We start from the raw sequence: 11,972 nt of genomic DNA, 5'->3' as shown, positions 1-11,972 counted from the left end.
GCGTTCAGTGCGGGCCACGCAACTGTTGCTGTAAGGTCAGCAGCAGCGTCACCTCCTCGACCCTGCGGCGCGTCGTGCGGCTCACCTGGTGCGGATCCCGTTCAAAGAGACTTTTTGCCCCCAGAATATGCTCCGCAAGGCAATGCTCGTAGATCGTACCGGGAATATGCCAGCGCTGAATTTCTTTACCCTTAATCAGCTCCAGCACATCTTCTGCGCCGCGTCGGTCGTGGCTGACGATACGCCCGTCGCGCAAATGGAAGCGTAATCCCTTTTGCCCGCCCGCAGGTCCCGCGTATTTGTTAAGCCAGATGTCCACCGGCACGCCGCTGATGCTTCCCTGCAAATGCGCCTCGCCTTCCGCCGTGGTCAGATCGCCCGTTGCGATTTCGCGGCCCAGGCGGTCTTTTGCTGTCACCACCTGCAACGTCATATCGTCACTGCCGCCCAGGTAAAGCACCGTTTCACGCAGCATCGCCAGCACGTGCGTACCGATATCCAGAATCACACCATCTGGATGGCGAAGCGTTCGCGCGTCTGGCTCGCCGGTGGCGAAGTTGAGCGCAATGGGCTCTCCTTCGGCGTTATACCCGCTTGGCTCCTGCAAAAAACCTTCGATTTTGACGATGTCAGAAACATGAGCGACCAGTGATTGCTTTACGCTATCGAGACGCGCCATCCAGTGATCGAGCGCCAGCACGCGGTCGGCGGCTCCCGGTTGAGCCAGCAGCGCTTTCAGTTTTTCAATTTGGGGCAGCGTGGCGACAATCGGTTTTTCTACCACAATACGCGACGCGGGTGAGGCCAGCGCCTGCTCAAGTACCTCGAGATGGTACAGGGAGGAAGTGGTGATAAACAGGGTATCCAGCGGGTGGGAAAGAAGTTCACCGAGCGACGCGCAACGTGTGACCCCTTCAGGCTGCTTCTCGGGATGAATATCAAAACCTAAACAGCGCGGAGTATCAGGAAAAAGATTTCGTATTGCCGGTAAGTAAGCCGTTTCAACCACTGCACCAAGCCCAACAAACCCTAACAGCATGTTCTTACCTCGTTAAGTCAATTGCCGGGGCATAACGCCACCCCGGCAAGGTCGAGGTTTATCAGGCGTTAGCGGCCGGTTTAGTCTGCGCATTTTCCAGCATGCGGCGCACCGGAACAATGAGGACGATCAGCACCGCAGCACAAATCAGCAGCGCAATGGAGCAACGGGCAAAGAGGTCTGGCAGCATATCCAGCTGGTCGGCCTTCACGTGACCACCAATCAGCCCCGCAGCCAGGTTACCCAGCGCACTGGCGCAGAACCACAGGCCCATCATCTGGCCGCGCATTCTCTCCGGCGCCAGCAGGGTCATGGTCGCCAGACCAATCGGACTCAGGCACAGTTCCCCGAGCGTCAGCATCAGGATACTGCCCACCAGCCAGAACGGAGAAACCCCTGCCCCACCGTTGCTCAGCACGTTCTGCGCCGCCAGCATCATCAGGCCAAAGCCCGCCGCCGCGCACAGAATGCCGATCACGAACTTGGTGATGCTGCTCGGACGAATGTTTTTGCTCGCCAGCTTCGGCCATGCCCAGCTAAATACCGGGGCCAGCAGAATGATGAACAGGGCATTGATCGACTGGAACCACACCGCCGGGATCTCAAAATCACCGATCATGCGGTTAGTGTAGTCGTTGGCGAACAGGTTGAAGGAGGTTGGCTTCTGCTCGAACGCGGACCAGAAGAACGCGGCGGAGACCAGCAGAATAAAGCACACCAGCAGCCTTGCGCGCTCTTTGTGATTCAGCCCGGCGAAGATGAACAGATAGATGAAGTAGAGCGCGACGGAGGCGGCAATCACATACACCAACACGCTGGCGACCGCGACCGGATTAATCACAATCACGCCCTGGGCAATCAACGTTACGATGAGTGCAACACCCACAGCCAGCGCCAGCAGCCAGGCACCCACGCCGTTACGTTTCACTACCGGACTGTTCCAGGTGGAGTCCAGACCGACTTCACTGTCGTAGCGCTTCATGGCCGGAACGGCAAACACGCGGAAGATAATCAGGGCGACCAGCATCCCGATACCACCGATACCAAAGCCCCAGTGCCAGCCGTGGGTTTTAATCAGCCAGCCGGAAATCAGAGGGGCAATGAACGAGCCCATGTTGATGCCCATATAGAACAGCGAGAAACCGCCGTCACGACGCGCATCGCCTTTTTTATACAGGGTGCCGACCATGACCGAGATACAGGTCTTGAACAGGCCGGAGCCGAGCACGATAAACATCAGGCCGATGAAGAACAGGTTGTCGCCCATGATGGCCGACAGGGCGATCGACAGGTGCCCGAGCGCAATCAAAATCGAACCGTACCAGACGGCCCGCTGCTGGCCGAGCCAGTTATCCGCCAGCCAGCCGCCCGGCAGCGCAGCGAGGTACATGGTGCCGGCAAAGATGCCGACAATCGCCGAGGCGTTTTCACGCGCCAGGCCCATTCCGCCGTCATACACGGTGGCGGCCATAAACAGAATCAGTAGCGGGCGAATACCGTAAAACGAAAAACGCTCCCACATCTCGGTGAAGAACAGCGAACCGAGCGGATAAGGATGGCCGAAGAAGGTTCGGCTCTTTTTTTGATTAACAGAGGATTGCATAATTCTCCCGAAAAGGTATGTGTCGTGCTTGTAAACACCAGCATGTACGCCGAACGGTTACGTATCCGATCGATTTTTTACATGCGGCGAAATGTTGGTTAACCATTTGATAACCAGGCGCTAGTTTTGTCTAGTACCGAACCCTGGACTTTAAGACGAAAATTCGATGATTGTCTACTTTCTTAGATATAAACATGGTTAAAAGCGAATAGTGATTGACATCACACAGGGAAGGCAGGCCTTTTGAATGGGCGAAAAAAACCCGCGACAGGCGCGGGTTTTAGTGAGTTCGGTAAGAATTATTTGCTTTTCTTAATGTGCTTAATCAAACGCTTACGCTTACGCATCTGGTTCGGCGTCAGGGTGTTGCGTTTATTCGCAAACGGGTTCTCCCCTTCCTTGAACTGAATACGGATAGGCGTACCCATCACGTCCAGCGACTTGCGGAAGTAGTTCATCAGGTAGCGTTTGTAGGAGTCCGGCAGATCCTTCACCTGGTTACCGTGGATCACCACGATAGGCGGGTTATACCCCCCGGCGTGAGCATATTTCAGCTTCACGCGACGACCGCGCACCAGCGGCGGCTGGTGGTCTTCAGCAGCCATGTTCATGATACGGGTCAGCATCGCCGTGCTCTGACGGCGGGTAGAGCTGTCATAGGCTTCACGAACGGATTCGAACAGGTTGCCAACACCACTCCCGTGCAGGGCAGAGATGAAGTGAACGCGGGCAAAGTCGATAAAGCCCAGACGGAAGTCCAGCGTCTCTTTCACCTGCTCGCGCACTTCATTGCTCAGCCCGTCCCACTTGTTGACGACGATAACCAGCGAGCGCCCACTATTGAGGATAAAGCCGAGCAGAGAGAGATCCTGATCGGAGATACCTTCACGTGCGTCGATGACCAGCAGCACCACGTTGGCGTCTTCAATCGCCTGAAGGGTTTTGATCACCGAGAATTTTTCTACCACATCGGTGATTTTCCCGCGCTTACGCACCCCTGCGGTGTCGATAAGTACGTACTCACGTTCATCGCGCTGCATTGGAATGTAAATGCTGTCACGCGTTGTGCCTGGCATGTCGTAAACCACCACGCGCTCTTCACCGAGAATACGGTTAGTAAGCGTAGACTTACCTACGTTTGGGCGACCCACGATAGCCAGCTTGATAGGCAGATCCTGCGGGTTGAAGTCGTCTTCCGGCTCTTCCTCGCCTTCCTCTCCGGCTTCAAACTGCGCCCAGTATTCAGCGTCCTCGTCCACCTCTTCCGGCGGGTTCACTTCATCTACCCACGGCAGCAGAACGGTTTCCAGCAGGCTGGTAACGCCACGACCATGCGAGGCCGCGATAGGATAAATATCGCCCAGGCCTAAAGACCAGAAATCCGCAACAGCCTGATCGGCATCGATGCCGTCAGTTTTGTTCGCCACCAGGAAGGTTGGCTTTTCGCGTGAACGCAGATGTTTAGCGATAGCAGAATCCGCGGGCATCAGGCCAGCGCGAGCATCCACCATAAACAGAACCACATCCGCTTCTTCGATAGCCAGCAGAGATTGCTCTGCCATGCGGGTTTCTACGCCGTCTTCCGTACCGTCAATACCCCCGGTATCGATACAGATGAACTCGCGTCCTTCCACCTCTGCACGACCGTACTTACGGTCACGCGTCAGCCCCGGGAAATCCGCAACCAGCGCATCACGGGTGCGTGTTAAACGGTTAAAAAGAGTGGATTTTCCAACGTTAGGGCGCCCGACAAGCGCGACCACAGGTACCATGTTTGAAGCCTCATAAAATTCAAAATAACGTCGCTTTCGCAGCGTTTTTAAAAATGTCAAAACGGCTCCTGAGTGAACAGGAGCCGTTTAGTATACTACAACCGCCGTGTAATTAACGCGTGATCGCGTACAGCGTGCCGTCTTTTGCCTGAATCAGCAGTTTGCCGTCAGCCACAACGGGCTCCGTCAGGAAGCCTGAGCTATCCACTTTCTGCTGTGCCACGAAGCGACCATTCTCTGGATCGATCCAGTGCATATAGCCTTCGCTGTCGCCCACCACCAGGCTGCCGTTATACAGTGCCGGTGCGGTCAGCAGACGGTGCAGCAGATCGCTCTGCGTCCACAGCGTCACGCCACCTTCGGTGCTCAGCGCCAGCAGACGGTCGTTCTGATCCACCATATAAATACGGTTGCCGTCGACGATGAAATCGTTCACGGAACCCAGCTCACGTTTCCACATGATCTGGCCGCTACGCAGGTCCAGCGCCGTCAGGTTGCCGTTGTATGCCAGCGCGTAAACCACACCGTCGACGATAACTGGCGTGGTGTCCACGTCACTCAGACGGTCAATTTCAGTTGAACCGGTCGCCTGGGAAATACGCTGCTGCCAGATCATCTGGCCCTGCTGCATCAGTACCGCGCTGACACGGCCGTTGTCACCGCCCACAATGGCGGCGCCAAAGGCGGTCGCCGGAGCAGATTCGCCACGCAGAGACAGCGCTGGCATATCCAGGTTAACCGTCCATTTTACCAGACCATCGGCTTCGTTCAGCGCCTGCAACTGGCCGTTGCTGGTATGGATCAGCACCAGGCCGTCGCTGACAACCGGACGCGACAAGGATTCACCGGCAACGGTGGTCTGCCATGCAACCGAACCGTCGCTGGCATTCAGCGCGTAAACCTGCGCTTTTTCGCTGCCCACATACACGTGACCGCCAGCAACGGTCAGGCCGCCAGAAAGCAGTGCAGGTTTACGGGAGAACCAGCCGTCTTTTTCCGCCAGGTTAATGGACCACACTTCTTTTCCGTCATCAGCGTTCAGCGCTTTAACGGTGCCTTTGCGATCGGCCGCATAGACAACGCCGTCAGCAAATGCCGGGTGCAGGTTGGAATAAAAATCGCCAATACCATCACCCACGGAGGTGTCCCAGGCGGTGGATGGGGTGAACTGGTTTTCAACCGTCGGCAGCGGGGACATTTTAACAACGTCTTCTTCGCCACTGAACAGTGAACAACCACTCAATAACGTAACAGAAAGCAGTCCTGGCAGAAGTAATTTACGCAATTGCATTGGGTCCCTCTCAGACGGACAAATTATTTATTTTCATCTGCATCATTTCGCTCAGCGCAGGTGAAGCTTTACTATCCACGCCAGCTTGCCACGCTTTACGCGCGCCCGCTTTATCACCTTTACTCAGCAGTGCTTCACCGCGAAGATCGGCAACAATAGCGGCAAAGCCTTCGCCTTTGATGGTATCAAGCGTTTTCAGCGCGTCGTCGGCTTTTTTCTGCTGAACCTGGATACGCGCCAGACGCAGATTGATCACCGCTTTCAGATTTTCGTCACTGGCAGCAGCAAGCCCCTTAGACAGTTGCGCAGCGGCTTTGTCCAGTTCGTTTTTATCAACATACTGCTGAGCCACTTCCAGCGCAGCCAGCGCGCCGTAGGTGTTTTTGTTGTCAGCGGCAAATTTCTCCGCAGCCGTCAACGTTTGCGGCTGATCGGCACGGATTGCGCTAACGGTATTTTCGTAGTTCAGGGACGAACCGCGAGCAGAGTCAGCCTGATGATTGTTCCAGTAACGCCAGCCTACCAGCGCACCAACACCTAAAATAACCCCTACAACCAGTGCCTTGCCGTTTTCAGCAAAGAAGCGCTTAACCGCATCAACCTGGTCGTGTTCGTTCTCGTAAATTTCCACGCAGTCCTTCTCCTTAGCCCAATAGAGTGCGCAAGTGCGCCGCAACGCCATCCTGCGTTACCGTAGTTTGCTCACCAGAGCGCAGGTCTTTGACTACCACTTCGCCGTTGGCCACTTCGGACTCACCCAGCACCAGTGCGATACTTGCGCCCCACTTATCGGCACGAGCAAACTGTTTTTTAAAGTTGCCGCCGCCGTGGTTGGTCATCAGCTTAACGTCCGGCAGCGCATCGCGCACGCGTTCGGCAAGCTGCATCGCCGCAGACTGCGTATCCGCACCTGAAGCCACCAGGTATATATCGACAACAGGATCGGCTTTAAATTCCGGATTAACTGCCTGAACCAGCAAAACAAGTCGCTCAAGGCCCATCGCGAAGCCTACAGCCGGTGCTGCACGACCACCCAGTTGCTCGACCAGTCCGTCATAACGACCGCCGGCACAGACGGTGCCCTGCGAACCGAGGCTGGTGGTGACCCACTCAAATACGGTGCGGTTGTAGTAGTCCAGACCGCGCACCAGACGCTGGTTAACGGTATAAGCAATGCCCGCCGCTTCAAGCAGCTTGCACAGGCCGGCAAAGTGTTCGCGGGAGTCCTCATCCAGGTAGTCACCCAGCGCTGGCGCAACGTTCAGCAGCGCCTGTACGTCAGGGTTTTTGGAATCAAGTACGCGCAGCGGGTTGCTGTACATACGACGCTTACAGTCTTCGTCGAGCTTCTCTTTGTGCTGTTCCAGGAACGCCACCAGCGCATCGCGATAGTTCGCACGCGCTTCCAGAGAACCGATAGAGTTCAGCTCCAGGGAAACGTGCTCAGAAATACCGAGCGCACGCCACCAGCGGGCAGTAAGCATAATCAGCTCAGCATCGATATCTGGTCCTTGCAGACCAAACACTTCCACGCCAAGCTGGTTGAACTGACGGTAGCGGCCTTTTTGCGGACGTTCGTGGCGGAACATCGGGCCGATATACCACAGGCGCTGCTCCTGATTGTACAGGAGACCATGTTCGATGCCGGCGCGTACGCAACCCGCCGTCCCCTCAGGACGCAGGGTCAGGCTGTCGCCGTTGCGATCCTCAAAGGTGTACATCTCTTTTTCAACCACGTCGGTTACTTCGCCGATCGCGCGTTTGAATAACGGGGTCTGCTCTACAATCGGCAAACGAATTTCGCTGTAACCGTAGCTGCCGAGCACCTGCTTCAGTGTGCCTTCAATGCGCTGCCAGATGGCGGTTTCGCCAGGCAGATAATCGTTCATGCCGCGGATGGCTTGAATGTTTTTTGCCACGTTTATTCTCTTTCTATATACAAAAAAGAACCCAAAGAATGGGTTCAATCATACATGGGAAGCAGCCTGCTTCCCATCACGTTATTTTTCAACCTGCTGAACGCTGATGCGCTTCGCTTCGTCCATCATCGTCGCTTTCGCGCGAATCCGGGCTTCGAGCTGGTCGATCATATCACTATTATCCAGACGATCTTTACGAACACCATCTTCATAGAGACCACTTTTCTTGTTACCGCCGGTAACGCCCAGCGTGGACACCAGCGCTTCACCCGGACCGTTCACCACGCAGCCGATGATGGAAACGTCCATCGGGGTGATGATGTCTTCCAGGCGCTGCTCCAGAGCATTCACGGTGCCGATCACGTCAAACTCCTGACGTGAACAGGTTGGGCAGGCAATGAAGTTGATCCCACGCGCGCGGATACGCAGTGATTTCAGGATGTCGAAACCGACTTTGATCTCTTCCACCGGATCGGCGGCCAGGGAGACGCGTAACGTGTCGCCGATGCCTTCAGAGAGCAGCAGGCCGAGACCAATCGCCGATTTTACCGAACCGCTGCGCAGACCGCCCGCCTCGGTGATCCCAAGGTGGAGCGGCTGATCGATCTGTTTTGCCAGCAGACGATACGATTCAACGGCCAGGAAGACGTCAGACGCTTTCACGCTCACTTTAAACTGATCGAAGTTAAGGCGATCCAGATGATCGACGTGACGCATTGCGGATTCGAGCAGCGCCTGCGGCGTCGGCTCACCGTACTTTTCCTGGAGATCTTTTTCCAGAGAGCCAGCGTTCACGCCGATACGGATTGGAATGTTTTTGTCGCGGGCGCAGTCAACCACCATGCGAATGCGCTCTTCGTTGCCGATGTTGCCTGGGTTAATACGCAGGCAATCGACACCATATTCAGCGACTTTCAGCGCGATACGGTAATCGAAGTGAATATCGGCAACCAGCGGAACGCTCACCTGCTGCTTGATCAGTTTGAACGCCTCGGCGGCATCCATGGTCGGTACAGAGACGCGAACAATGTCCGCGCCTACGCGTTCTAATGCTTTGATTTGATTGACCGTCGCTTCTACATCCGTAGTACGCGTATTGGTCATCGACTGGACGGCGATAGGCGCCCCATCGCCGACTGGCACGTTCCCAACGTAAATCCGTTTCGATTTTCTACGTTGAATAGGAGCCTGGTTATGCATGTAAAATCTCCCGCATTGCCCGTCTGTTACTGTGCTGCTGATTGTTCGGCATTAACGGTAAGACGCGCAACCTGGTTAGTTCTGATAAAGCGGCTCAGATCGACAGGTTTTCCTTGATACTGGATCTGTACCGCTGCCGGTGCGCCGATTTTAAGCTTGTAAGGTGCCTGGCCCGTTAGATTTAACGTGCCATCTTTACGTTGCAGGCCGCTGAACAGCTTTTTACCTGTCGCATCAGTCACTTCCAGCCAGCAATCCGCCGTGAAATTCATCACCAGCGCATTCGGGTCAACGGCAGGTGCCGCCGTACCCGCCGGGTCAGTTGGCAGTGACGCCGCGGTGTTATCTGCCGGTGCCGTTGCCGCAGGGGCGGTATCAACATTGGCCTGTGAAGGTGATACGACCGCGTTCTGATCCTGGGCCTGGGTGGCTGGTGCGGTATTCGCCGTCGCTTCTGGCGTCGTCGCTGGCTCGGTTGCAGGCGTGCTGCTTGCTGCCGCTTGAGGTTCGCTGGAGGTCGCAGCTCCTTCGGTGCTCAGCGGCACGCTTTGCGCGCCGTTATTACCAGACTGATTGAGCTCAGCGGAGGACTGATCGGCCATCGTCGTGATCTCTTCCTGCTGCGCTTTGTGGTTTTGCCACCACCATGCGCCCGTCAGGCCGACAACCACGAACAGGACCAGCCAGGTAAAGCTCATCAGCCAGCCATCGCGTTTTTTACGACGTTTACCCAGAGAGAAGCTCTGCATCGGCGCAACTTTTGCCGCACGCACAGGCGCCTGCTTCTCCATCATCGGCATTAATTCGTCTTCAGGGATATGAACCAGTTTGGCGTAAGAACGGATATAACCGCGCAGAAATGTTGAAGCCAGATCGGCGGGTGCCTTATCTTCTTCAATATCGCGAACGGTGGAAACCTTCAGGCACAGGCGTTCTGCAACGGCTTGCTGGCTGAGTCCGAGTTGTTCACGGGCGTTGCGAAGACGAACGCCAGTGGAGAGTGCTGCATTTTGATCGTGAGTGGCTTCAGTATTCATTCGCTACAACTACTGGTACGTGAAAATAAGGGTTCAGGTGCCGGTGAGTCACAATGCCACCCGCACCGCGAAACTTTAGGTCAGTTAACCTGGAACAAACAGTATAAGACTGTCGGGCCGCAGATGACAGCGCTGGCAGGCCTTCACGCTAAACTGTTGTTACGTCGTTACATACTGCCCGAAAGTCGTATGAAACGCACCGTAATTATTAATCAGTCATAATGATTGTGACTGAATATTCAGTAAATTAATGCTTCACGGCGCAAAAAACGCGCCGTGTCTGCATAATAATCAAACGGTTTTAACCGCGATTGACTCACCCTGCATACGCTTACGCAGCGTACGTTTGGTACGGTCAATAACGTCACCCGCCAGCTGACCACAGGCTGCGTCGATATCGTCACCACGCGTTTTACGGACGATGGTGGTGAAACCATACTCCATCAGCACTTTTGAGAAGCGATCGATACGGCTGTTCGAGCTACGGCCATACGGCGCGCCCGGGAACGGGTTCCATGGGATCAGGTTGATCTTACATGGCGTATCTTTCAGCAGTTCAGCCAGCTCGTGTGCATGCTCGGTACCGTCGTTAACATGATCCAGCATCACGTATTCAATGGTCACGCGGCCCTGGTTAGCGTTGGATTTCTCCAGGTAACGGCGCACGCCAGCCAGGAAGGTTTCGATATTGTACTTTTTGTTGATCGGCACAATTTCGTCACGGATGGCGTCGTTTGGCGCGTGAAGGGAGATGGCCAGCGCAACGTCAATCATGTCGCCCAGTTTGTCCAGCGCAGGCACAACGCCGGAAGTAGAGAGCGTAACGCGGCGCTTGGACAGACCAAAACCGAAATCGTCGAGCATAATTTCCATCGCCGGAACGACGTTGGTCAGGTTGAGCAGCGGTTCACCCATCCCCATCATCACCACGTTGGTGATTGGACGTGTACCGGTGACTTTCGCCGCGCCCACAATTTTCGCCGCACGCCAGACCTGGCCGATAATTTCCGACACGCGCAGGTTACGGTTAAAGCCCTGCTGCGCCGTAGAGCAGAATTTGCACTCCAGCGCACAGCCCACCTGAGAAGAGACGCACAGCGTGGCGCGATCGTCTTCCGGGATATACACGGTTTCAACGCGCTGATCGCCAACGGCAATGGCCCACTTGATGGTGCCATCTGAAGAGCGCTGCTCTTCCACCACTTCCGGTGCGCGGATTTCCGCCACTTCTTTAAGCTTATTGCGCAGCACTTTGTTGATGTCCGTCATGTCATCAAAGTTGTCGCTGCAATAGTGGTACATCCATTTCATGACCTGATCGGCACGAAATGGCTTCTCGCCCATCTCTTTAAAGAACTCGCGCATCTGCTGACGGTTCAGGTCCAGCAGGTTAATTTTTCCATTTTTATTGGGAACCGCAGGAATGGCGACTTCGGAGGTATTCACTAATTCAGACATAATTTTTTCCGGCCTCGTTGTTACACGTTGTGGCCCTTGGTGGGTTGAAAAGAAACGCCCCGGTAAGCAGTCTGCTCGTCCGGGGCGTTGCATTGTACAAAGTCTGGCGCAGGGATGCCACGTTTGCACGCGGCATTTACGAAATTATTAGCGAGTGCGCGGGCACACTTCGCCTTCAGCGAAGAAGAACGCGATTTCGCGCGCAGCAGATTCAACAGAGTCGGAACCGTGGGTGCCGTTCTCGGTGAAGCTGTCTGCATAGTCGGCGCGCAGAGTACCTGCCAGCGCGTTGTCCGGGTTGGTTGCACCCAGCAGATCGCGGTGACGCTGTACCGCGTTTTCGCCTTCCAGTACGGATACCACGATTGGGCCAGAGGTCATGAACTCGACCAGACCATCAAAGAATGGGCGACCTTCGTGCTCAGCGTAAAAACCGCGAGCCTGCTCAACGGTCAGGTGCAGCATTTTGGTGCCAACGATCTTAAACCCTGCTGATTCAAAGCGAGCGAAGATGCTGCCAATAACGTTTTTTGCCACCGCGTTTGGTTTGATGATGGAAAAAGTACGTTCAATAGCCATTGATAACCTCTGTAAAATGTTCTGTTGTTTTTGCATACCTGAGTATGGTGTGGCGCGGATTATAAAGAGCAATA

10 protein-coding genes are annotated in these 11,972 nt (G+C 55.2%); all 10 read right to left on the bottom strand.

Translation table 11 applies throughout. The features are described from left to right. Nucleotides 1-4: 4 nt before the first annotated feature. Nucleotides 5-1,039 (bottom strand): Gfo/Idh/MocA family oxidoreductase, encoded by a 1,035-nt coding sequence (locus tag IMQ56_RS09680; RefSeq protein ID WP_032102799.1) that lies wholly within the window; start codon nt 1,037-1,039, stop codon nt 5-7. 61 nt (nt 1,040-1,100) lie between these two features. Further along, nucleotides 1,101-2,642 carry a peptide MFS transporter gene (locus IMQ56_RS09675; RefSeq protein ID WP_196063800.1) on the bottom strand — a complete coding sequence of 514 codons (1,542 nt, stop codon included), beginning with the start codon at nt 2,640-2,642 and terminating at the stop codon, nt 1,101-1,103. 299 nt (nt 2,643-2,941) lie between these two features. After that, nucleotides 2,942-4,414, bottom strand: coding sequence for a ribosome biogenesis GTPase Der (gene der / locus IMQ56_RS09670; protein WP_022648998.1), 1,473 nt, complete (start codon nt 4,412-4,414; stop codon nt 2,942-2,944). A 112-nt stretch (nt 4,415-4,526) separates the two neighbouring features. Then, a complete protein-coding gene (gene bamB / locus IMQ56_RS09665) occupies nt 4,527-5,705 on the bottom strand; it encodes an outer membrane protein assembly factor BamB (protein WP_017383525.1) in 1,179 nt (392 codons plus the stop codon). 10 nt (nt 5,706-5,715) lie between these two features. Further along, nucleotides 5,716-6,336, bottom strand: coding sequence for a YfgM family protein (locus IMQ56_RS09660; protein ID WP_196063799.1), 621 nt, complete (start codon nt 6,334-6,336; stop codon nt 5,716-5,718). 13 nt (nt 6,337-6,349) lie between these two features. After that, nucleotides 6,350-7,624 carry a histidine--tRNA ligase gene (hisS, locus tag IMQ56_RS09655; RefSeq protein WP_196063798.1) on the bottom strand — a complete coding sequence of 425 codons (1,275 nt, stop codon included), beginning with the start codon at nt 7,622-7,624 and terminating at the stop codon, nt 6,350-6,352. 81 nt (nt 7,625-7,705) lie between these two features. Next, entirely contained in the window at nt 7,706-8,824 is a 1,119-nt protein-coding gene (gene ispG, locus IMQ56_RS09650; RefSeq protein WP_017383528.1) for a flavodoxin-dependent (E)-4-hydroxy-3-methylbut-2-enyl-diphosphate synthase, read from the bottom strand. A 26-nt stretch (nt 8,825-8,850) separates the two neighbouring features. Continuing rightward, on the bottom strand, nt 8,851-9,861 hold the full coding sequence (gene rodZ / locus IMQ56_RS09645; protein ID WP_196063797.1) for a cytoskeleton protein RodZ: 1,011 nt from the start codon (nt 9,859-9,861) through the stop codon (nt 8,851-8,853). A gap of 291 nt (nt 9,862-10,152) precedes the next feature. Continuing rightward, nucleotides 10,153-11,319, bottom strand: coding sequence for a bifunctional tRNA (adenosine(37)-C2)-methyltransferase TrmG/ribosomal RNA large subunit methyltransferase RlmN (locus tag IMQ56_RS09640; RefSeq protein ID WP_003860623.1), 1,167 nt, complete (start codon nt 11,317-11,319; stop codon nt 10,153-10,155). A 147-nt stretch (nt 11,320-11,466) separates the two neighbouring features. After that, complete coding sequence (gene ndk / locus IMQ56_RS09635; RefSeq protein WP_003860625.1) at nt 11,467-11,898, bottom strand: nucleoside-diphosphate kinase; 432 nt, start codon at nt 11,896-11,898, stop codon at nt 11,467-11,469. Between the last annotated feature and the right edge of the window lie 74 nt (nt 11,899-11,972).

The sequence above is a fragment of the Enterobacter sp. Res13-Sevr-PEC09-46 genome, assembly GCF_015672585.1.
In the GTDB taxonomy this organism is placed as follows: Bacteria; Pseudomonadota; Gammaproteobacteria; order Enterobacterales; family Enterobacteriaceae; genus Enterobacter; species Enterobacter hormaechei_C.
The sequence above is the reverse complement of the archived record's forward strand: the minus strand, read 5'-3'. Positions and strand labels throughout refer to the sequence as shown.